Raw genomic sequence first — 22089 nt, forward strand, 5'->3', positions numbered from 1 at the left:
GGCGTATCTTTCTCCTGAGGTGATCTGGCGATACTTCATGCGTGGTTCCCCTTGTCTTGGCGGATGCGAGGAACCTGAAGTGTCCCAGATTGCCTCGCCCACCGAAGGTGGGGGTGGTGCACTTAGTATCTGAATTCGCGCTGGCTAACAAGCGCTTCCAGCTGACGCGCCGGAGCGCTCGGCTACACTGTCAGGTATCGGCGCGCAGCTGAAGCGCCGGACGTTAGCTGTATTCGGAGGATCTCGTGAGGGCTGACAGCCACAGCCACATCAACTCGTCCGGCTTTCCGCTGCAGATTGGCCTCGCACACGCGATCAATGCGAGTTGCCACAAGCACGGATGGCACGTCCTCCACACCGAGCACGGTTGGCTGAACCCGGATACCGGCGAGTCTGGATTCATCGATCTTGTGGTGGAGAACCAAGCGGGCACCGTCGTCCTCAACGTGGAGTGCAAGCGTCCGCAAGACGCGACATGGCAGTTCCTGGTGCCAGCTCCCGATGACGGTCCGGAAGGCCGCGCCAAGTTCTGGGCTTCGTACATCTCCAGAGCGGGTGCTCGCACCTTCGACTGGTTGGACTTGCAGTTGCGCCCAGTCTCTTACGAGTCGGCGTTCTGCGTCGTCGCTGGGCAGGACTCGAAGTCCCGGCCAATGCTGGAGCGCGTCGCGGCGCAAGTGGTTGAATCCACTGCGGCACTTGCGCGCGAGGAGGCTCTCCTGCTCGAGCAGCAGGATTCACCTACCCTCAGAACCTACTTCAACGTAATCGCTACGACCGCGAAGCTTGAAGTATGTAAGTTCGATCCCGCAGATGTCGATCTCGATACAGGAACGATCGACGCGGCAAGTAGCGAAGAGGTTCAGTTCATTCGATTTCGCAAGCAGCTCTCCCCGCGTCCCATACTGCCGGAGCGACTGAGCGGCTGGGGCTTCGGGACACTGGCGCGCGCCAAAGAGAACACCGTTCTGGTGGTCCAAGCCAGCAGCTTCTTGGACTTCATCGAACGAATCCATCTGGATCCCAACATTGGCCGGACAATTGCCCGAAACAGCTGACAAGCGCTTCCAGCTGACGCGCAGGAGTCGTCGGCTGGGCTGAGAAGTAGTTGGCGCGCAGCTGAGGCGCCGGACGTTCGATTGACGGGGTGACCGACAGCAAAGTGCCTCAAGTCACACGCAACAACCATTTCGTTCCGCAGGCGTATCTGCGTCGATGGGCTGATGAGTCCGAGTGCGTCTATCGGTATCGGCTGCTCGTTTCGCACAAGCAGGTGCCACTGTGGACCAAGACTGCGGTTCGCGGCCTGGCTAGCAGGCCGCATCTCTACACGCTGCTGGAGGACGACGAAGACGTCGACGCCTTCGAGCGGTGGTTCGAGCAGGAGTTTGAGACGCCAGCTCAGGATGCTATCGACAAGGCGGTGAGCGGCGCACGGTTGCGCCGTCCTGACTGGGAACGGCTGGTTCTCTACTGCCTAGCACAGGACCTGCGGACACCGCGTACATATCACAGAGTGACCTCGCTGTTTGGGGACAAGCTAGGCGGGGTTCTCGAGGACGTCGCTCAACGACTTAAGCGGGACGCTGAGGCCGGCGTCCTGCCGTCGAGGGTAGCCGCGGCGGCCAACTCGCAGCCAGACTCCATGGCAGACGTGATGAGGGTCTCAATCGACCCAGATGCCTATCCGGAACGTGACGAGGGGCAGATCGCAGTGCGGGCGCTTGCGGGCAGGCGACTCTGGCTCAACGAGGTGAAGCGTCTGATTTCCGGCCAGGTCCGCAGTGTTGCGTTGGGTCACGAATGGTCAATCGTTGAGCCGGCAGAGGGATCAACCTGGGTGACAAGTGATCATCCGGTCGTCAGGCTGAACTACTACGGCTCAGATGGAACGTACGATCTGGACGGCGGGTGGGGGCGGCGTAACGGCAACATCGTCATGCCTCTTTCGCCAAGACACATGTTGTACACCCAAGTAGGCGATCGACGGCCCCGCCGGTTCACGTTCAATCGCGACCTAACGGCGCTGTTTCGCAAAGTGCAGGTTGAATCCGCTCTCGACGATGTCTTCGCTGACTCGCCCTCGAGGGACGTAGTCGCGTTTCGCCGCAGGACCGTCGATGCGGATGTCTTCACCCAACGCGAGAAGGCGTGGGCCACGTGGCATGAGGAGCAGAATCGCGCAGAGTCGGAGTTTCGGGCAACGTAGTGGCCGCAATCGAACAAGCGCTTCGAGCAAATGCGCAGGCGGTTGTCGTACTCTGGAAGTCGATGGCGCGCAGCTCAAGCGCAACACGTTCGGAAGAGGGCGAATCGATTCGCGGTCGCGAGTACATACTCTCCAAGCAGCTCGCCTGGGCGCGAGGGCGAGACATCGAACTCGTGGGTAGCAGGGTCGATCGCGGACGCCCATGCTACACTCCGACGCTCGAGCAGAACCTGTTCGCTCCGCTGCTTCCGGATGTCGAAGCGTCCTTCTTGCGTGGTAGCGGTGGCGAACTGGGCGGCGGTCTCAATCCCGGGAAGATGCAGGCGTTGCATTCATCGTCTGCGCTCGGCGTCAATGTGTTCCAGTACTGGATCACGGTTGACGATTCAGCCTCAATCGCAGCGGCCTGCGGCTTGTGCAGACGCGGCTCCGGCGATCCGGAGCGCATCGAATTCGAGGCGCAGTATCCCATCGATGACCGTTTCGCCGTGCCACCCAATCTCGATGTCGTCATCCATAATCGGTCCGGGGCGCGAATCAGGGCACACGCGATCGAGTGCAAGTTCTCGGAGGCCTACGGGTCGCGTGAGCACGCAGGTCTGAAGCCGGCCTACTTGGGGCTTGAATACGTCTGGGGCAAGATACCCGCGCTCCGTGATCTTGCCGTCCGAATCTCACCCACTGACGCCGTGTTCGAACTGCTTCACGGTGCGCAGTTGATCAAGCACATTCTCGGCTTGACACGAGAGTACGGTCACGGACGGTTTCGGTTGCTGTACCTCTGGTACGACGTTCTCGGCCCAGAAGGGGTGGCTCATCGTCGGGATGTGGAGCACTTCGCATCCGCGGCTACCAGTGACGGCGTGCTGTTTCACGCACTAACCTATCAGGAGTTGGTTCTGGGCATGGCTCGCACGTTCGGTGATAAGCACGAGGAGTACGTGCAGTACCTGACTGATCGCTACGTGTAGGTGCCCCTTCCTAGCCGCGGATCGAGCAGAACGCGCACGACTCGTCGGCTAGACTGAGAAGTAGCTGGAGCGCAGCTGAAGCGCCAAGACGTTAGGCGGATTGGTGGTGGCGTGGGGACCAAGGCCCGATTGAAGTTCCTGAATCGAGCGGCACGATTCGACGGAGACATCGAGTTCGTCGACGTCATCTACTCCGCGGTGCTTCATGGCGACCTGACCCCGTCGGCGGACCACCCTCTGTTCCTCCACGTGGAGGCTGCTGCGCACCCCCGACTCTCGAGCCAGAAGATCTCTGAGGGCAACCGGAATCATGTAGTCGGCCACCTTCGCAAGTCGGTCTACGCATCCTACGTCAAGGACCTGTACGAGGACTTCTCGGAGTACCTGGCTGAGATCGTCAATGTCGCCAGAAAGGGCTTCACTCCGCGCCGTATTGCCGCGGGCCACAAGGTCACCCTCGACGCCAACGAGATTCTTGACTGCGGTTCCTGGGAAGGCGTCCTCGACCTTGTCACGGAATCGGTCTTCGATCGACTCGGGAGCATGAGCAACACTCAGCGCATTACTCAGCTGCTTGATGACGTGCTCGGTCTGAACCTGGACGGAGCCATCGTGTCCGCGGCGCAGCCGTACGTGGAGCTCCGCCACCTTCTGGTACACGCGGATGGGGTTGCCACCCCGGAGTTCTGCTCAACCTTCCCCGGGTTTGGGGCGTATGAGAATGAGACCGTAAAGCTCACATCGGCGACAGTCCGGGATGCCAGAGCAGCGGTTACCGCCCTGGTCGAGCACATCGATGCAAGAGCGATTGCCGCTGGGCTTGTCGTGGTCGATGACATGCAGTGAGCGGTGGACAACCGGCTGACAAGCGCCTACAGCTGACGCGCCACGGTGTAGGCTTCGAAGCGAGGTGCTCGGCGCGCAGCTGAAGCGCCGGAGGTTAGGCCTAGTCAGGGGGAGATTTGCACGACTGGGAGGAAGAACTCACGCCGACTCAAAGGCAGGAGATTCGCACGCACATTCGGCACGAGTGGCGGATGGTGCAGCACCTCGACCAGGCACTGATCGACCTCTTCTTCGATGATCTCACGGCTGAATGGTGTATACGGGTCGCGGTGTTGGATTCGCTGCTGATGCACGCCCGTAACCTTCACGGCTTCTTCCTTCGTTCGCCGCGCCTTCGCGGTGACGTTGCAGTATGTCAGATTCTGCCCCGCGAGCTCGGAGGCTGGAAGCCGGATGGCCTCGACACGCTCGCGGCTCATATCGAGGCCATCAACAAGCTTCGTAGTCACTTGACGTACGACATGCTGTCTGATGACCGGTCATGGCCAGCCGGCAAACTCCGTCGTGAGATTGACTCGGCCTTTGAGCAACTGATCTTGGTCCTGCCTGAGAGTGAGCGGGAATTCTGGCAGGCCTGACAAGTGCTTTCAGCTGACGCGCCAGAGTCGTAGGCTGAACTGCAAGGCTTCGGCGCGCAGCTGAAGCACCGGACGTTGGACGGACGGCAGGAGGAGGTCGACCTGGACACCAGTCCGGATTGCATCGATTCCCTGCGCCTCGTCATTCGCGCGTTCAAGCGTCGCGGATCTCGATTGAGAGAGGGCTTTCGTCTGAGTGGCGAGTCCGCGAGCTGCTCACTGAGCATCAGCGCCGGGCCCGAAGGCGCCGCTAGTTCGTTCGACGAGACCGCTGCGCTTTCACGTTACGCCGCGCTGCTGCGCCCTTTCATGGCTCCTGGTTCGGCCGTAGAACTGCACTCGGTGTTAGGCGCCGTTTCCTCGTCGGGCCTCGTTGACCCAGCTGTCTGTTCGTGCCTCGCCTCTGCGCTCGAGGACGCTGACAACAAGTTGTTCATGTCGATGGTCGTCAATGGCAAAGCGTTCTCTTCGAGGGATGTCTACTTCGCATACGCGGAAGGACATCTCTTCGCAGACGACGATGTGGCGAAAGGCGTCCTCGCGCAGTTCTCGATGGCGCCCGCTTGGCACCTGATCCAGTTTCTATTCCACAACGTTTGTCGGCGATACGCCGGGGTAGTGGCCCTGTTCTTGGACGCGGTTCTCGAACTCGAACGGAATCACCCAGAGTTGGCCATCCAGAATGCGGACAGCCCGAGGTGCATCTACTGCCTCCGTGACGACGGAGACTTCGGGCCTGAGGAACATGTGATTCCCGAAGCGTTCGGCATCGATGAACTCATCCTCAATGGTGCCGTTTGCGGCAACTGCAACAACGCGCTGTCGGCGTTGGACCAGCGCCTAGCTGAGTTCGAGCCCCTCGCGCTCTTGCGTGCGGTGAACGTGCCGCTCACGAAGAAGGGCAAGTTTCCGCGTGCGAGTTTTCGCGAATTTGACGTGCAGAAGACAAAGCCGCGCGAGCTTCACTTTCAGGTCAAGCCGGACCAGGATCCATTCGTCTTCGAGGATCTTCCGGACGGCCGGGTTCGCATTCAGATGAAGGCTCACGGTCGCCGGATCTTCGATCCGGTAGGACTCGCTAGATGCCTGTTCAAGATCGGGCTCGGCCTGGTGGCTCACGATGTTGGTGAGACAGCGGCGTGCGCGTCTCGGTACGACGCGGCGCGAGCGTTTATTCTCGGCAACGGGTACTTCCCAAATCACCTGCTACTGTCCACTAAGGTCAAGCCGGATGGCAGAGTGACGGCCGCGTGGAACGACTTCGGTCAGGCAACTATCGTCGCGCTCAGCATCTATGGGGTTCGCTTCGCGTTCAACATCGAGCCGACTCCGTTCGACATGCCACCCGGTGTGGTAGAGCTGAACTTGGATAGCTGTTGGCTCGGTGAACCGGTTGCGAAGCCATAGTCTGTCAGACCCGCGAGGCTGTGCCCGCTCGTCCAACAAAGGCGAGCGGACGGCGAGAGGTAGAATCGACCAGTAGGTCATGGGCCGCCGCTCATGCCTAACACGTTGACGCAGCAGGGGGGCACATGAGAGTAGACGTCTGGGGAACGGTGGCCGACTCTCTTGACTCGTATCTCGGGCTCGATGTGCTGAGCGCGACACTTCCTCATGCCGTGCTGCAGGTAGAAGAGTCCACCTCCCTTGCCCAGATTGTGGCGGAAGTGGAAGTCGAGTTGGGTCTCGCGGATCAGCAGTATAGTGGGCTTACGATCACCTTTGGCCATGAGTTGCATGAACGCTACGGCTCAATGGTCCCTGATTCCCACGGAGACTACTTGACCGTACTGGATGACCGCGGCGCCGTGCGATGGTGGGTTCCCCGCGGAGAGTGGGATTCCATCACCTATCGAAACCTGGTGGATAGTCACCTCGCGGGACTGGTCGACGATCCCAGCGAGATTCGCCTCGTCAAGTCGCATCAGTACGGCAACGGCATCCCGCCCATGGAGTGGGCTCGCTTCTTCGAGGTCCTCGGTTACATTCTCAGCGCTCGCGAGCTAGGCAAGCTCGCGCTCGCAGGAGCGAAGGCTATCAAGGCCCACTTTGATGACTGGCGAGATCGGCGCGCGAAGCCGGAGGACATCTTCCACTTCATCCTTGATCGGCGCAGTTGGGACCGCGATGACCTCGCGAAACGTCTCTCGCTCTCGACAGATGAATCGGAGGGTGTTCTTGAACTGTTCGGCTACTCCTTCGACGAGGAGAGCGAGTTGTTCGTACGTGACGAAGATGGGCGGACGATGCGGTTCCGCAACGAGCTCAAGGATGCGTTCGAGAGGTACGAAGACGACTAGCGGCGCGTCTGACAAGCGCTTCCAGCCGACGCGCAAAGCGCTATCGTTGAGCTGTGAGTCAACGGCGCGCAGCTGAAGCACCGGACGTCAGGCCGACAGGATGGCATGGACGCTGAGAAGCAGTTTCTAGCGGAGCTTGAAGCGTTTCGCGTGGACTCGGAGAGCGCCGCGCAGTTCTTCTACACCTTCCAAGCCATTCACTACATGGCCTCGCAAGACAAACGTCTGCTCACTCGGCTGAACTGGAATCCCATGTTCTGGAACACGACCATGGGCGCCCTGCGAGACTCCTCGCTCAGCGCGCTCGGCCGTGTGTTCGATCAACACGGGGAATCGCACAACATTCGTCGGCTCCTGAAGTTTGCGCAAGACCATCCGCAGGTCTTCAGCAAGTCGGCCTTGAGAGTCCGCAAGCTTGGTGAGATGAAGGATGCACCGGACCGGGTGGACGACTACGTACATGATGCGTATGAGCCAACCGCGGACGACTGGCGGCGTCTCCGGAAGCACGTCGGCAAGTGGGAGGCGGTCTATCGCAGGAACTACCGGGACATCCGTCACAAGGTCGTGGCGCACCGCGAGCGCATCACGGAATTCGAGCGGGCCGATCTCTTCGCCAAGACCAGATACGTCGAACTCGAGAAGGTATGCGCCTTCCTGGATGCATTTCATGAGGCTCTGTGGCAGCTGTATCACAACGGCCGGCGCCCAGTGATCAAGTACCGCAGGTACTCGCTGCGCTCTATGCTCGGCCGCGGGACTAGGACTCGGCGTGGCGCCACGGCGGGAGAGCTTGCCGCGATCGACGCGAAGTCGTTCCTCTCCAGGCTTGTAAGCAGGCATCGCAAGTCTACTGGGGCGGCCTAACAAGCGCTTCCAGCAGAAAGCGCCGCCGTGTGCGGTATGCTCGGGCGGAGTGTGATTGGGGGCGGCGCTTCAGCTGAAGCGCCAAGACGCTAGACAGAACGATGGGGTTCGCGATGAGCACGAGCGATCAGGTGAAGCCGTCACGACCCAACCCCGACGTGCTCGAGATTCTCGATGAGTTCTGGGTGATGTTCCTCAAGAACCGGTCACTGTGCGGCTACCTGCCTCCCAGCGCGATCGGGATGCGGCGCCTGATGCCGGGCTACTACTACGACGGGTCGACTCCATACGAATCCATCATCTTCAAGGAGTCCGTGACCCCGGAGTCCCGGGCGGCGCACAACGCCGTGGCGACTTGGAACAACGAGAACTTCATTCTGCGCCTTTGGGCAATCCTCGAGAGCAACGGATTCACCAAGCCAATTCGCGGCGGCGCAGTGCGAGCTGACCACGTGAGACTGCTCAAGGAACTGCGACAGCACTTCGGGCACGGATCGGGACGCTTTGACCTATCCAAGCCGGAGCACCGTCGGCTCCACCGAGACTTCGCTCGGCTCTTTCCTGATGTCGCCAGCGAAGAACGCATTCCTCTCAGCATCGATACTGTGCTGGAGCCGATGCTTCTCTATTGCCGCGAGTATGTCGCAGCAGTGCTTGCTCTGGGGGATGCGTCTGCGTAGGTTCAAGTTTGTACTGCACCGTCTAGCTCTCTTCTTCTCGTGAAACGCTCCGGGTTTGATAGAGGCACTCACGCTGGGATTGCGCCCCGTACTTGTCGCCCGATTTGTCGCCCAAATACATGGTGACTGTTGGGACTCGTTGGTACCTATTGGGACTCGCCGCAGCTCTGCTGTACCATCGAGTCCCAACGAGTCCCAATAGTCACAAGCACAATCAGGATTCGAATTCCCTTGGGGGCACCACACCTGAGCTGCGGCGACTTCGGTCGCCGCTCCTTATTGCGCGTCATCACGAGCCGTTGGGGCACACTGGAGGCGCACGGCTGCGCGCCAAGAGCGTCTTAATGGCTACTGCGTCGTCCGTCGCCCCCAGCCTCACACTCCCGTGCGATGTATACTCGACTATGTCAGGGGCATGTAGTAAGAACGTCGCAGCCGTCTTGAAGCGGTGGTGTTCCAAGGGCACTTCCGAATCCTTGGGTGGAGGGACGAAGGGAGCGACCGGTGGCACGCACAGTTGATGTTGCGGAATACATCTTGGCCAGTCGCGGTGAGATGACCGCAATGAAGCTTCAGAAGCTGGCCTACTACTCGAAGGCATGGCACCTCGTCTGGGAGGGCAAGTCTCTCTTCCCTGACGATATTGAGGCATGGGCGAATGGGCCCGTAGTTAGGTCTCTCTACGACATGCACAAGGGAATGTTCGTCGTGGTCCCGGGGGTATTCGGCGGCGACGCGACGCAACTGTCTATCGACGAAGTGAGCTCGGTCGACGCCGTGCTGGGCTTCTATGGCGACTACACGCCATTCGACCTCAGTGAACAGACGCACCGCGAAGCTCCTTGGCGGGCCGCTCGGGCAGGGCTTCAGCCCGGCGAGCGTGGTGACAGCGTCATTACCGAAGCATCTATGGCTGAGTACTACGAGTCGTTGTAGTGGCCTCACGCAAGAGTCCGCCTGAGACGGCCCGTCCTGCACAGGCTCTGAAGCGGCCGAAGCTCCCTGCGTCGGAGCGCTTCGTAGACGAGCACATCGCTTGGCGCTTCGAGTACTTCCATAGACAGGGGTCGTTCTTCGGGTGGGATGCCCTCATTGCCAAGGGCGGCTTCGAGCAGTTGATGCTGCACCTTCGAGACTTCGAGGGCATGAACGTCGAACGTCTCTTCCATCACTACACAAGAAAGCCAGGCAAGTACTATGAACCGCCGGACATTGTGCCAAATCCTGATGCCAAGCGGGTGCTTGCGGAACAGTATGATGACCAAGACAGGCTGTACCTGCTCAGACTCTGGGGCAGTTGCCGTCTCTTCGGATTCGTATCGGGAAATGTCTTCAATGTCTTGTGGTGGGACCCTGACCACCTGATTTGGCCGACAGACCCTGACTGATGCGACTCTAGCCGCCGCTCGCCAGTCTGGCTCGTGCCACAGCCCTCGTCTCCGCAAGCGCGCACCTGGAGGTCAAGTGCCAAGCCCAGCTCGGCTTTGTCGGCATCACGCACGCCGGGCTACTCAAGCCGTGCAACCTCACGGAGGACTTCTTCGATTCGATCGAGGCTGACGTCGTCGACGAGATCGAGCCGTCCGGATTCCTCTACGGCCAGTCGACAACATACCAGCGGGTCGACCGCGCTTGCGGCGGGGAGGGGTCTCGCCGCATGGACGAACTCGGCTTCCCGGTCTGCGTTCTCGACAAGACGGGCGCCCGGGCGACCTAGGCGCGATCGGGGAACCTCTCGCTCAGCTTCGTCACACCCCGTAGGGCGGCCGATCCCTAGCTGGCAGCCAGTCGCTGCACGACGTGGCCCGCGCGCTTGAGAAGCACTCCGTGCCTAAGCGCCTGTCGGGACACGATGATCTCATCAAGCTCGAATGCATCGAGGACTTGCAGGTAGGTGGACAAGCCCGCGATCTGCGCCGCATGGTCGAGCAGCTCGGGCGGTACGGTGTCCCCGATAGGCCCCTTGATCTTGGCGGTCTCGGCGGTGAAGGAGTCGACGCGTTCCCTGAGGGCCGAGCGCGGGACGGTCGTTCCGTGCAGGTCGGGGAGTGACACGCGTCGGCCGGTCGTATTGCGGATATACTCTTGGGCGAACTGAGTGATCGAGCTGCCTACGGCGATCGCGATGGCCGGGCGGAACGCGCCGGTCTTCCTGCGGTCGAGGGCCTCGGCCACTGCGTCCGCGAGCGTCTCCGTCGCGTCAGGGATCGACTTCGCTGTCGACCAAGACGCTTCGAGCGCCTTGGTCCCGACCGGTACGCTGAAATGGTCCACCACCCCTAGTGCGCCGACTCGCGGATAGCGTCCGAACGCGACCTCGGTGCTACCTCCGCCCTGGTCGATTGTCACGAATCCCTGCTCGAATCCACAGGTGGATTCGAAGGAGGACGACGCGCCGAGGCAGGATAGGTACGCCTCCTGCATGGGATCGAGGACGAGCAGGCCCGGGATCGTCTGGAGCACCTCTGCGCGATTGTCGGCCGCCCGTACCACCTCGGTCGTGAATGCCGTGACCTTGGCCGACCCGTGGTTGCTGCGACACTGGCGCACGGCCAGCGACACGAGTCGCAGGGTGTCAGCGAGGGATGCGGGCGGGATGGTCCGGGTGTGGGGCGAGTAGTACAGAGGCGTCAGCCCCCCGGTCGAGAAGACGACGCGCTCGATTCCGGTGGGCGTGGCGTCGGCGACGAGTATGCGGTAGCCGCGGGTGCCCAGCTCGATGACCCCGTAGCGCTCGCTCTTGGTTTCCTTGGCGTCCTGAGTCATGGGCGCTATTCTAACCGAGGGGCGGTTGCGTGTCGCGTTCGGCAGCGCACGCGCGCGGGGAGCGGGCTCGTCGGGCGGTGCATTCTCGGGCAAGAGCAAGGGGGGGGGGCGTGGCTGCTGAGTCTGTCGATCCAGATCCCCCGGTGCGGCGCGATCGCCGCCAGCAGTGCATCCGGGACTTCGCGGGCAATCTGCGGACGATCAAGGTCACGGCGTGCCGCCTGATCGAATGCGACGCCACCGTCCGGGCGATGTTCGCCGACGACATGTACACCCCCCACCTCGCGCCCCTCGTCGACGAGTGCCGGGACCGCGCGGTTCCGCGATTGGACGATGCGCTCCAGAAGTGTCTCGAGCAGCTCGGGGAGGCCATCCCGGCCAAGGAGCGGGAGTCGCTTGCCGTCGCGATAGCGACCGGTCCTGACCTCGTGCTGCAGACCAACCCCGTTGAGCCATCCGCGCTGTTCGACCAGCGGTTCGGGAACGACCGCGCATTGCAGAAGATGTTCGCCGCCGAGGGCCGTTACGTTCGTGCGTTCGTCGAACACCCCGGCGGCCGTGCCGCCTGCGAGGATCCGTACTGGGGCGAGCTTGCCGACTATCTGATCGCGCTCGCTGCCGACGCGGAGGAGGCTCTGAAGGCGTGCGTGATGGCGGCTCGGACAGAGGGCAGGGATAGCGCGTCGCTGGTCCTGGGTACCCGCTGGTCGTTCGTCGCACGCTGCCGCCTCAAGATGCTCGGGTATCTCCATCGTCGCGAAGCCGCTGTCGCCGCAGTAATCACTCATCTTGCCGACGAGGTGTACGAGGATGACCGCGTGGTCGCTCACGCGTACGAGTCCACCATCGGAGACGTTCTGGGGTCGTTCAAGCGCCTGAACCCAGGGTTGCTCGACGTTCTGGAGCCCCTGCTCGCACCGGACCCGCAGCCCGGTGCGATGCGGGAGGGCGCGCTGTGGGTCCGAGCGCTCCAGGCCCCTGTGGTACTCAGCCGGCTCGCGGACGACCGGGCTCTCACTCTCGAGGAGATCGACCGGCAACTCACTCACATTCGCGAAGTGCAGGACCACGCGACCTGCTACTTCGGTCGGGTGGGGACGATCAGGGACGTCATCCGCACCCTTGACGAGACGGTACAGGAGCTCATCCGCTACCGTCGCGGGCTCGCGAACGGCGAGGAATCGGCCTGGGTCACCGAGCAGCTCAAGGACCTGTGGAGTCATGTCACCGGTCTTCGCGCCGACCTCATCCAGACCGAGCGGGGCGGGGACGCGGCCCAGTTCGGCAGCTACTACACACTGCTCCGCATCTACGGGAGCGGCTGGCTGCGCTCACGAGAGGAAGCTGACGAGGTCCGGAAGGCGGTCTTCCACTGCTACGAGAAGGGCTCCGCATACTGGAACCAGTTGAAGGGCGGTTGGAAGCCCCCGACCGGGCCCGACGCCTTCCGGGTCGGCTACGTGTGTGCGCGGTTCGCTGCGCCGCTCTTCTCGGGCGTCGTTGTGGAGGGTTTGGAGGAGCGGCTGCGGCTCGGGGTCGAAGCGCTTCGCATCGCCACCAGCAGCCGCGATCCGGGCTTCCTTCACGCGAACCTGCCGCTGGGGCGGTGCCTCGCTCGGCTGGGCGAGTGGGACGCGGCGCTGGCCGCGTTCGAGAAGATAGCCGGCGCTGAACCTGACGGCAGGCTGTGGCCCGAGACACGGGTAACCGCGCTTCTCGAGATTGCGGACGTCGAGACCGCACTCGCGCGCAGGGCGAGTGACGGGAGTTCGCTCGCGCTGCACGTGAGCCGGGGGTTGGACGCCCTCGACCGGGCCGAGCGGGCGAACGGTCACGGCGCGCTGCCCGGCTCCGCGCTGCGTCGCGCACACCTCCGTCTGGCCTCCGGCGACACGCCCGCGGCCGCGCGGCTGTATGCGGACGCGGTCCGGAATGGGCGTCGTCGGGACCGCACGGCAGCGCTCCGGATCCTCGCCGGCAGCCCCGACAAGCGCGAGTTCGTCGACACGCTCATCGCCGCTCTCTCGGAGCCACCTCGTGGTGGTTCGCGCGAGCTCTACGACGACGTGGCCGCGGCACTCGTGGGTGTGGAGGGTGCGCCCGCTGAGCTCTACGCGGCCGTGGTGGGAAGCTACGAGGGCGCCGTACGTCTCGGGCGCCCGGCGAAGGATGCCGCCCGTTCGGTGGCCTCACTGCTGGGGGAGCGGCTCGTGGCGGCGTACTTCAGCGCCGGCCCGGAGCGGTTCCGCGTCGTGGTGGATTCGGTCGTCCAAATCCTGCCGGAGGATGCGGAGAGCCGCGACGACCTCGTCTACTTGGTGGTGAGCCTGATGCGGGAAGCGCTCACGTCCGAGTACGTCGCCCGGCACGTCATGTACCAGCACCGCCTGATCGAGGGCGTGCTGGCAGAGTGGGACCATCTTGGCGAGCCGGGTACGACGAGCGTGATCGACCCGCTTCACAGGCTGCTGGATGGCGCGGTGCCTGCAGAGACGCTCCCCGCCGGCTACTGCGGCACGGACCTTCAAGATGCGGCGTCCTTCCTTCCCGAGCCGTTCCCGATCAAGCTGACCGAAGAACGTGGCTGCACGGTCACGTGCCTCAACGATGGTCGCAGCCCCGTAGGCCTTCCAGCAGGCGCTCTACTCGAACTCCACTCGTTCCTGACCAGGTTCGCAAACTCGGACCGCGGGCCCCTCGGTCCGCTCTGGATGTGCAGGCCTTGGGCGGTCCAGTGGCGCATGAGCGAGAACGGCTTCAGGGCTACGGTCCGGTTCGACGCAGTCTCGGTACGAACGAGAGTGTCGACTGAGAGGATCGCCTCTGCCGAGGCGGACACTCGCGCGGAGTTCGACGCGCTCGTGTTCTGGGATGCGAGATGCGACATGCGCAACGTGACCGCCGACGGGACCGTCACGCTCGAGCTGCTGCCGAAGGCGAGCCCTGCCTGGGCCATCGCCGCCGGTGTCGCGGACACCTGGGCCCGCTACAGTACGTTCCTCGCGGAGTCGCAGACGAAGTACCTGGAGACCCGCGCTACGAGCGGCACGTTCCACCCGCAGGCGCGCCCGATGTTCGATGCCGCGATCAAGGAAGTAGCCGATCCGGGTGACCTCGCGGCGGCTCTCACACTCGTGTTGGACGACGCGCTCGCTTCAGTCGCGCATTGGCTGAACCTGAGCCCGGACGTGCCGAGGCGGACCCTGATGGGCAAGCTCCACTCTCTCGTCTATGACGCCGAGGGCCACGCGAGGGCGCATGACGGGACCGCCGGAGCCGTTCCCGAAGTGCCGATCGACGTCGTCTTGAGGGAGTGCGACGAGTTCCTCGAGCTGATCGCGGGCGACCTCCAGGCGGGCAGGGTCCGCGGCAGGTCGGTCGCGTACTGTGACGCAGCGCGCGTCGTGGATGCGGTCGTGGCCTCGGCCCGGGAGACGCTTCCGAACGCCTGCACGATCTCGTACGACAGGCCCGCGAACTGCCCGGTCGCGATGCCGGAGTGGGCACTCGAGATGTCGCTCGAGAACGCGTTGCGCAACGCGGTGCGCGCCACCGCAATCGCCGGCGGTGGCGATATCCTTGTCTCACTGGGGTCAGTCGAGGACGACGAGGACCGTTCGGAGGTGGCAGGGATGGTCGGGATCACCGTGTCGAACGCGTTCCGGCCAGACGTCGACGCCTCGAGCGGCGGTCACGGCGTGGGAGTGTCGGTCATGAGGAAGCTCGTCGAGAGCTTCGACGGCGCTATCGAAGTGTCGGTGAGCGCGGCTTCGAACATGCACAGGGTCGCGCTCTCGGTTCCGAAGGCGGAGATGCCGGCATGAGTCCGCGTGCGGCGACCGACGGGAAGGTCGCCCAGGCGAAGACCGCCAAGGCGAAGACCGCCGCGGCCAGTGCGTCCGACGCCGCCGCCTCGCCCATCAGGGTCCTGCTCCTCGACGACGAGACCGAGCATCTGGACCGCACCGAGGAGGCGATTCGCTCGGCGTGGCCCTTTGTGGCGGGACCGCTGAGGTCGGCCGAGGTCGATCTTGTCTTGGATCGGTGCGAGGACGTGGGCGCCGCTCTCGAGGCGGTGGGGACCACCGGCTACGACGTCGTCATCGCCGACGTCTTCATGCCGGAGGATTCGCCCGGCGCGCCGCTCACCGACGCCGGTGGCGCCCTCCGCCTCATACGCGGGCTCGACGGCATGCCTGACGAGCCGCTGGTGGTCATCACCACGAACAAGTACTCGGGAGTGGGGGCATGGCTCGACGAGGAGCTGCGGGCGCAGCCGAGCGATGCACCGTGGCTGCTCGTCGTCCAGAAGCCCACCGGACTCGGCAGCGATGACGAGTCGGTCCTTCTCGACACCACGACGTGGAAGGGCTTGCTCTGCAACGCCATCTGCCGCGCGCGCGACCTGCGCTGGAGGCAGGGGTTCGCGACGAGCGAGCTCAACCGCATCGCGCGGTTCAGCAAGGCCCTCCAGTCGATCCGGGCGCGGGAGCACGACCTGCGCCGGGCGCCGTTGGTCTTCGTCGAGGGGCCCGCAGGTTCCGGACGCGAGATGTTCGCTCGGTGGATGCACGAGCTGCGCACCCGCCCCGATGAACCGGCCCACTGGAGCATCCTGCACACCGGCGGAGGGCATCCGCCGGTGCAGTTGCGCGCGAGCCTGTTCGGAGCAGCGGGCCAGCCGGGCAAGCTCGAAGAGGCCGGCCGGGGCGTCGTCTTCGTGGATCCGATCGATGGGAGCCCGCAGTTCGGGCACGCGCTCGACCGGTTCGTCCGCGACGCGGTCGTGACCGGGCGATTCCTCTTCGGGCGCGAAGGCGAACCCCACGATGCGCGCGAGTACGCGGGAGCGCTGGTGGTCGGTATGGAGGACGCCGTCCGGGTCGGTGACGATCGCGACCTGTCCGACTCCTGGCGCAGCGCGATCGCGAGCCGGGTGGTGTTGCCGCCGGTACCGGAGTTGTTCGACGATCTGGCCGGCTTCGCGATGGACTTCATCAACCGGCGACGGCGCGACCGTGGTGTGCCACTCGTGGAGGAGCTGGCTCCCGAAGCGATCGCGGCGCTGCGCGGGCGTCCGTGGCCGGGCAACCTGAAGGAGATCGAGGGCTTCCTCGCTTCGTTGGACGAGCGGTGCTTCGCGACGAGGATCACCGGCGCGGACGTGAGCGCAGAGATCGCGATGCGTGGGGAGGCGGCGGTGCACGCCGGAGCCGAGGTGCCGGCGCTCGCGGCCAGTTCGGAGGCGAGAGCGGCGGATCCCGGCTACGCCGAGGATTGGCGGCTGCTCATCGACGCGGTGGACGGCCGCCGCAAGGTACGGTTCACCCTTCGGTCGTCAAGCGGCGACGTCCACTTCACATCCGCCGGTGTCACCTCTCCCGCGATCATCGCGGGGCTGTACAAGGTCAACGTGAGAAAGGCGCCCGGATCGGGTCCCGAACTGGTACTCGTACGCCGCGAACCGCTCGACGACCTCTCCGTGGACATGTCGGACTGGGCCCGCAGCCTGTGCCTCATCGCCCCCGTCTGCGGGTTCGGGGCGCTGCACGTGGAGTTCGTCGAGAACGAACCCAGGATCGTCGCGAAGAGCGTCGAGGGAATCCAAAAGAAGCTGCAGCGGGCCGGTCTCAACGACGCTTCGGGCGAAGCTCGGATCCGCATCGAGGCCTCCAAGGGGGGCATCGAGTTCTCGGGACGCTGCGAGTGCGCCGAGGAGATCGTCGTCCCCGTAACCCGAGAGCGGTTCAACGACTACAGGCGTACCGTCAACGCCATCAAGGACGTCGAGGTTGCCGTCAACGCTATCAAGGACCGCGCCCAGAAGCGGCCCTGACCTGCGGTTTGCCGGCCCGACGGACCGATCTCCCAGCTAGTCCCACCAAGGTGTCGGCGACTGTCCCCGACCCCTTCTCGGCTCTCGCCATGCTGTGAACCAGCAAGTCAGTCGAACCGGTTCCCACTCCCGGTTCCGAGCGAGAAGAGGGGAGGTGTTCAAGATGCCGCTGTTCGTCTCTGCAACCGTGCGTCAGGCCGCTCCGCGCACCCGGCTCCCGCAGGAGTTCCGCACCCAGAACCTGATCTGCGACGAGCCGAGTCACCCGCTCCCGATCCGCATGGTTCGAGCGATCGCTAACGACACAGTCACTGCAGGCTGAACGAGGAGGTCCGAGAAAGATGAATGACGACATCCGTACCGATACGACGATCGACCGGATAGCAACCCCTACCGCCCCGACCGACGCACCGGGTCGCACACCGCACCGCCCGACTCGTGACGGAGCCGAGCGCGTCTTCCGCGCGGTAGCGCTCCAGACCTCGCGCTCGATGCTCAACCCGGCAGTCGGTGGAGCCACGCAGCACGATATCGGCCGGCTTGCCGCCCGCTCCGAGCTTCACAACGTGGGCAAGTCCCCCGGCTCCCGCGTCGCGGTCGTCACTTTCGGGACCGAAGCTCAAACCGTTGCGCGGAGGAAGTTCGCAACCGAGTGGGCCACCCATCTCGCGGTCGATCAGACGACCTGTGGCACCCAGGACTCGCCTGCCAGCATATGCCGATGCTTGGACTCGTTGGCGGCGGTCCTCGACGGGCTGCCTGACGACATTACGGCCCAGCTCCGCGTTATCACCAACGGCGACCTGTTCATCGAGGACGATGATCGTTTGCACGACCTGGCGCTCGAGCTTGGTGAGATGAACGTGTCGATCACGTTCATCAACGTGGCAGAGGAGGTGTCGGACACACTCCTTGCGGTGGCGTCCGTCCTTGAGCCTGAGGTCCGTGTGAAGGTCCGGTCCCTGTCCTCCTCCGATTGGATTCTTTCTGCGTTCCGATTCGCTGTCGAGCGCGCAACCGGTGAGCGCCGGGACGAGCTCGCGCCTTATCTCGGCCGCGCCTTCGATGCACTCGACACACGGCGTGCGGCCGCCGACCAGGACGCCGTTTCATCCTGTCCCTCGACCCGCGAGCCCGCCCCGGCGCTCGCCGTAGCCTGACGGCCGACAGCCGAGTGTTCAGGGTGTCTGGCGACTTACGAAGCGGAGGGGAACGCGGTGGACTTCATCGATCAGGCTGCTCTTGTTCTGCTTGCGACGTTGCTGCCCCTCGTGGCGCGGCTTGACAGCAGGCGGCGGTTGGCGGGATGGCTCGCGGCCGGGGTGCTGGGGGCGGGTCTCTGGGTAGCGGAGCGGAGTCTCACGGCGGCGGGGCTCACGCTCGCCGACGGCATCCGCCTGGCCAGGGGCGGCGATCTTGCGTGGCTCGTATGGTCGGCAGCAGTCGTTGTGGCCGCGACTATCTGGCTGAGTGCTGCCTGGCCTTCGAGCAGCCCGGGTGCCTGGTCGGCCGGGCGTGCATCGACCTCTCAGGGTCGACCATTCACGTCGGCCAGGACTGCCGCATCCGGCGGATCGGTTGCGCGGCCAAAGGCCACGACCGGGCGACCGGCGCCAACGCAGCCCAGGCCCGCCGCACCGAAGAGCGCCTCCGCCGGAGCGTCGGCTCGGAACGTCGGTACCGCATCGAGCGGTGCAGTGGCCGTGTTTCCGATCTGCCCGACCTGCCTCGAACCTGTCACGCAAGACGGCGCTGCGTGCGTGCGTGGTCACGTGTCCCATCGCGTGTGCCTGGATTCGGGCGGGCGGTGCTGCGCGTGCATGAGCGTCTGATCCGGAATCCCGTTCGGATACGAGGAGGTGCGCGATGAGTGCTGCATTCGCAGTCTTGCCTGTGTTGCTGGGAGTACCGGTGGTGGTTGCGGGTGCCGCTGCCTACGGTGTCGGCTGGCTGACCCTCCAGGTTGCCAGGCTCACGTTCAAAGGCGTAGCGAAAGCCGCGGGGTTCTGCGGTCGGGTCGCTGTCGAGCATGCGCTCCCGGCCGCACGCGCAGGACTCTCGCGGATTCGCAACCAGGCCGAAGCACGGCGCGAGGCGGCCCGTGATCAGCCGGTGGCGGTCGACATGCGTCGCCGCATGGTGCAACCGGCACTCCCGCTGCCGACGGCAGCACCGGGCCTAGGTCAGTCTTCGTCGGCCGCGGCGCCGCGTGCCGTGACCGTGCGCCCTGTGACAGACCGACAGGATGTCGGGCGGTCGATCGGGTCACCTGCCGTGACTCGCGTTGAGCGCCCGAGCCCGGTAGAGCCCTTCGTGCCTGAGACGGCGGAAGTGGTCACCTCAGCCCTCGCGGTCGAGCCCGGCATTCAGCCTGTCACGATCGTCTGGAACCGGGAGACGCCTGCAGACGGTGCTGTCCTGCTGCTGCCCGCCGAAGAAGGGGCAGCCGTCCGTGGGACGCTCCAGTTCGATGGGTCGCTGATGGCGGCCCGCGACTCGCTCGTCGCGGCGGCGGAGGAAGTGGCGCTCGCCGAGACCATCGGCCTCGAGGAGGCGGCGAGTCTTGGCGCGACGCTCGACCGCCTGGCGGCATCGCTCGAGCTCGGAGAGGACCCGCTCGTGGTGCTCGTCGGTGCGCGAGACGTGCTCGCAGAGGCCAAGGCGGCGGTCGAAGCGTTCGAGACCGAAGAGCAGGCTGCCGTGCTCCGGCGCATCGGGCATCGCAAAGAGGTTCGGCTGCTCATGGAGACGCTGCGCGCGCTGTCATACACGCACATCCGAATCGCCGAGCGTGACGGTCGGGCTGGCTGGACGGTTGTGAAAGCGGTTCCGCCGGGCGGCCGGCAGGACGTCACCGCGGTCATCAATGCCGACGGATCGGCGCTCTTCGACACGCGGGGCGCGTTCCGCGGCCGTGCGTGCGTGAAAGCGCTCGAGGCGGTGCGGAAGGACTTCGTCTCCCGCCTCGGCATCGATCTTCGGATCGAGGAGCTCGTGCACGCTGCGGGTGCCGGCGGTCAGACGACCACCGGGCGCACTCACGAGCTGACCGCCAGGCGACGGGCCAGTGAGCAGACAACGACCTTGTCGCATGTCGGAGTGCAGGAGGTGTTCTGAGATGGCCGCCAACACCGCCGCCCAGCTCGCGCAACCGATGCCGAAGTCGGAACCGCAGGCCGCCCAGGTGGAGTTCCCGCGCCCGCTGTGGCTCCGCGCGCTGACCCGCGAGATCGAGGGCGGCACGTCGCACGTCTTCCTGCTTCACGGTAACGTGCGCGACGAGTTCGCCCTGACGGTGGACGGCCGCCCCGCGCTCTGGCCGATCGAGCAGTATCTGCGGAACCGCCTGCCGGACATCCAGCTTTGCGTGCGGGTCTCTCTCTCACGCGGCGTCGAGCTCGTCCTGCCGCTGTCGAGCGGAGGCCTCACCGACCTCGAGCGCACCGTGATCGAGGGGCAGAAGATCCACTCTCCGGCCGATGAAGAGCAGCGCGATCGCGGACCAGCCGATGAGACCGAAGCGGAGCGCGTGCTGCGAGACATCGCCCGGGAGACCGCCGGCGAGAACGGGCCCGCGTCTCCGGAGGAGGCCTTCCGTATCGTCGACCGCTTGCTCCGGACGCGCGAAGGCCTGCTCGTGCTGGTGGACTTCGTGCATCATCTGCTGCCCGATGCGCCCGGAGGGAGCGTTCCGACCGACCAGCGCATGTTGGCCGAGTGTGTCATCCGGTGGACCAGCGATCCGGCTATACGCACGGTTGTGGAGCCCGACGGCAGCCGTCGTCGGCGCCAGGCGGTCGTGGCGTTGCTTGCGCCGGACCTCGGCCTGCTCTGCTCGGAACTCACAAGCAAGGATTCCGGTGTGCAGACAATCGCTGTCGGTCGTCCGTCAGAGGAGGAGCGCCTGTCGCTCATCAGCACGCTGCGCGACGCAAACCTCTTCCCGCTCTCGGAAGAACTTGATCTCGCGCAGGCCGCGAACATCACCGGCGGCATGACGAACCGCGATATCCGCGATCTCGGTCTGGGTGCCGTGCGCCGAAAGGAGCGAATGGACGCGGCTACGGTCGCCGATCGCAAGTCGTCGTGCATTGCGGCCGATACCGACGGCGTACTGCACCTCATGCCGGAGCTCGTGACGCCCGAGATGGTGGGCGGACATCGCGCCCTTAAGGCCGATTTCGGCACTCTCGCGGAGCGGTTCCGCGCGGCTGACGCCGAGAGCCGCAAGCGGTTGCCGCAGCTGATCGTGCTCGTCGGTCCGCCCGGCACCGGTAAGTCGCTGAACGCGAAATCGTGGGCATATTCTGCCGCCATGACCTATGTGGAGCTCGGGCGGCTGCTCGATATGTGGGTGGGTCAGTCCGAGCGCCGGTTCGACTACGCGCTCCAGGTGCTCGTCGACCTCGCTCCCGCCGTCTTGTTCGTGGACGAGATCGAGAAGGAATTCGGCGCTGACGCCGGCAGCTCGGTGGGCAACCGCCTGCAGAGCAAGCTTCTCAAGTTCCTCTCGAGCGAGCCCGTGCGGGGGAAGGTCGTTGTGATCGCTGCCACTAACTACCCCGAGCAGCTCGATCCTGCGCTCCTGTCTCGTGCGCGCGTGTATCCCGTTCTCGCGCCGACAGCGGGTGACCGGGCCGAGATCTTGATGGCCATGACCGCCCAGAACGGGGTTCCGCTCGATCCACAGGTTAGTGTCGAGCGCGTTGCAGCCGCTCTTGCCGGCCTGTCGGGTCGCGATATCCGACAGGTGTGGGACCTGGCGTGCGACCTCTCCTCGGGCGCGCCGGTGAACGAGCAAGTCCTTGAGGAGTGCATCGCCGAGTACGTCCCCTCGGAAGGTTGGGCCCAGCGGCTGATGACGTTGCGGGCCATCCAGGCGTGCCGCTACCTTCGCCACCTACCCGAGGTGCCGCTGCCGTGGATCGGAGAGGGCGTCACGTCTCATGGGCTGGCCCGTGACCGCGACCGGCTTGAGGCCGAAATCGTGCGCGCCTACACGGCGACGCGCGTCGAGCATGCCTAACAGAAAGGAG

18 protein-coding genes are annotated in these 22089 nt (G+C 64.5%); 17 read left to right on the forward strand and 1 reads right to left on the reverse strand.

The window, feature by feature from the left end:
• The first annotated feature begins 245 nt into the window (after positions 1-245).
• From Q7W51_02555 to Q7W51_02605, 11 genes are all read left to right on the forward strand, one after another.
• Complete coding sequence (locus Q7W51_02555) at positions 246-1058, forward strand: hypothetical protein (GenBank protein ID MDO8847255.1); 813 nt, start codon at positions 246-248, stop codon at positions 1056-1058.
• Between the two features lie 104 nt (positions 1059-1162).
• Entirely contained in the window at positions 1163-2209 is a 1047-nt protein-coding gene (locus Q7W51_02560) for a DUF4238 domain-containing protein (GenBank protein ID MDO8847256.1), read from the forward strand.
• A 62-nt stretch (positions 2210-2271) separates the two neighbouring features.
• The gene (locus tag Q7W51_02565; protein MDO8847257.1) at positions 2272-3180 is read left to right on the forward strand and encodes a hypothetical protein; all 909 of its coding nucleotides are present in this window, start codon (positions 2272-2274) and stop codon (positions 3178-3180) included.
• A 111-nt stretch (positions 3181-3291) separates the two neighbouring features.
• Positions 3292-4026, forward strand: a complete 735-nt coding sequence (locus Q7W51_02570; protein MDO8847258.1) for a hypothetical protein — start codon at positions 3292-3294, stop codon at positions 4024-4026.
• 116 nt (positions 4027-4142) lie between these two features.
• On the forward strand, positions 4143-4604 hold the full coding sequence (locus tag Q7W51_02575) for a hypothetical protein (GenBank protein ID MDO8847259.1): 462 nt from the start codon (positions 4143-4145) through the stop codon (positions 4602-4604).
• Positions 4605-4679: 75 nt separating this feature from the next.
• A complete protein-coding gene (locus tag Q7W51_02580) occupies positions 4680-6011 on the forward strand; it encodes a hypothetical protein (GenBank protein MDO8847260.1) in 1332 nt (443 codons plus the stop codon).
• Between the two features lie 125 nt (positions 6012-6136).
• Complete coding sequence (locus tag Q7W51_02585) at positions 6137-6904, forward strand: hypothetical protein (protein MDO8847261.1); 768 nt, start codon at positions 6137-6139, stop codon at positions 6902-6904.
• A 105-nt stretch (positions 6905-7009) separates the two neighbouring features.
• Positions 7010-7771, forward strand: a complete 762-nt coding sequence (locus tag Q7W51_02590; GenBank protein MDO8847262.1) for a hypothetical protein — start codon at positions 7010-7012, stop codon at positions 7769-7771.
• A gap of 113 nt (positions 7772-7884) precedes the next feature.
• Complete coding sequence (locus Q7W51_02595) at positions 7885-8451, forward strand: hypothetical protein (GenBank protein MDO8847263.1); 567 nt, start codon at positions 7885-7887, stop codon at positions 8449-8451.
• A 504-nt stretch (positions 8452-8955) separates the two neighbouring features.
• Entirely contained in the window at positions 8956-9387 is a 432-nt protein-coding gene (locus Q7W51_02600; protein ID MDO8847264.1) for a DUF4065 domain-containing protein, read from the forward strand.
• Positions 9387-9839 (forward strand): hypothetical protein, encoded by a 453-nt coding sequence (locus Q7W51_02605; protein ID MDO8847265.1) that lies wholly within the window; start codon positions 9387-9389, stop codon positions 9837-9839. The genes Q7W51_02600 and Q7W51_02605 overlap by 1 nt, the downstream gene beginning before the upstream one ends.
• Positions 9840-10224: 385 nt before the next feature.
• Here the strand turns inward: Q7W51_02605 and Q7W51_02610 are convergent, their stop codons facing one another.
• Complete coding sequence (locus Q7W51_02610) at positions 10225-11217, reverse strand: hypothetical protein (GenBank protein ID MDO8847266.1); 993 nt, start codon at positions 11215-11217, stop codon at positions 10225-10227.
• 110 nt (positions 11218-11327) lie between these two features.
• Here Q7W51_02610 and Q7W51_02615 point away from each other — a divergent pair, with 110 nt between their 5' ends.
• The 6 genes from Q7W51_02615 (at position 11328) to Q7W51_02640 (ending at position 22079) form a co-directional block, all read left to right on the forward strand.
• Positions 11328-15041 (forward strand): ATP-binding protein, encoded by a 3714-nt coding sequence (locus tag Q7W51_02615; protein ID MDO8847267.1) that lies wholly within the window; start codon positions 11328-11330, stop codon positions 15039-15041.
• Entirely contained in the window at positions 15038-17053 is a 2016-nt protein-coding gene (locus tag Q7W51_02620) for a sigma 54-interacting transcriptional regulator (GenBank protein ID MDO8847268.1), read from the forward strand. Before Q7W51_02615 ends, Q7W51_02620 begins: the two co-directional genes overlap by 4 nt.
• Positions 17054-17216: 163 nt before the next feature.
• Positions 17217-17375 carry a hypothetical protein gene (locus Q7W51_02625; GenBank protein MDO8847269.1) on the forward strand — a complete coding sequence of 53 codons (159 nt, stop codon included), beginning with the start codon at positions 17217-17219 and terminating at the stop codon, positions 17373-17375.
• Between the two features lie 19 nt (positions 17376-17394).
• Positions 17395-18213 (forward strand): hypothetical protein, encoded by an 819-nt coding sequence (locus Q7W51_02630; GenBank protein ID MDO8847270.1) that lies wholly within the window; start codon positions 17395-17397, stop codon positions 18211-18213.
• Between the two features lie 706 nt (positions 18214-18919).
• A complete protein-coding gene (locus Q7W51_02635) occupies positions 18920-20170 on the forward strand; it encodes a hypothetical protein (protein ID MDO8847271.1) in 1251 nt (416 codons plus the stop codon).
• Between the two features lies 1 nt (position 20171).
• The gene (locus Q7W51_02640) at positions 20172-22079 is read left to right on the forward strand and encodes an ATP-binding protein (protein ID MDO8847272.1); all 1908 of its coding nucleotides are present in this window, start codon (positions 20172-20174) and stop codon (positions 22077-22079) included.
• Positions 22080-22089 lie beyond the last annotated feature (10 nt).

The organism is Coriobacteriia bacterium (assembly GCA_030652115.1).
In the GTDB taxonomy this organism is placed as follows: Bacteria; Actinomycetota; Coriobacteriia; order Anaerosomatales; family Anaerosomataceae; genus UBA6100.

Coding starts and splice junctions, on each gene's coding strand:
- Q7W51_02640 (MDO8847272.1), top strand. CDS start 20,172: ATGGCCGCCAACACCGCCGCCCAGCTCGCGCAACCGATGCCGAAGTCG.
- Q7W51_02595 (MDO8847263.1), top strand. CDS start 7,885: ATGAGCACGAGCGATCAGGTGAAGCCGTCACGACCCAACCCCGACGTG.
- Q7W51_02610 (MDO8847266.1), bottom strand. CDS start 11,217: ATGACTCAGGACGCCAAGGAAACCAAGAGCGAGCGCTACGGGGTCATC.
- Q7W51_02585 (MDO8847261.1), top strand. CDS start 6,137: ATGAGAGTAGACGTCTGGGGAACGGTGGCCGACTCTCTTGACTCGTAT.
- Q7W51_02625 (MDO8847269.1), top strand. CDS start 17,217: ATGCCGCTGTTCGTCTCTGCAACCGTGCGTCAGGCCGCTCCGCGCACC.
- Q7W51_02590 (MDO8847262.1), top strand. CDS start 7,010: ATGGACGCTGAGAAGCAGTTTCTAGCGGAGCTTGAAGCGTTTCGCGTG.
- Q7W51_02635 (MDO8847271.1), top strand. CDS start 18,920: ATGAGTGCTGCATTCGCAGTCTTGCCTGTGTTGCTGGGAGTACCGGTG.
- Q7W51_02630 (MDO8847270.1), top strand. CDS start 17,395: ATGAATGACGACATCCGTACCGATACGACGATCGACCGGATAGCAACC.
- Q7W51_02565 (MDO8847257.1), top strand. CDS start 2,272: ATGGCGCGCAGCTCAAGCGCAACACGTTCGGAAGAGGGCGAATCGATT.
- Q7W51_02620 (MDO8847268.1), top strand. CDS start 15,038: ATGAGTCCGCGTGCGGCGACCGACGGGAAGGTCGCCCAGGCGAAGACC.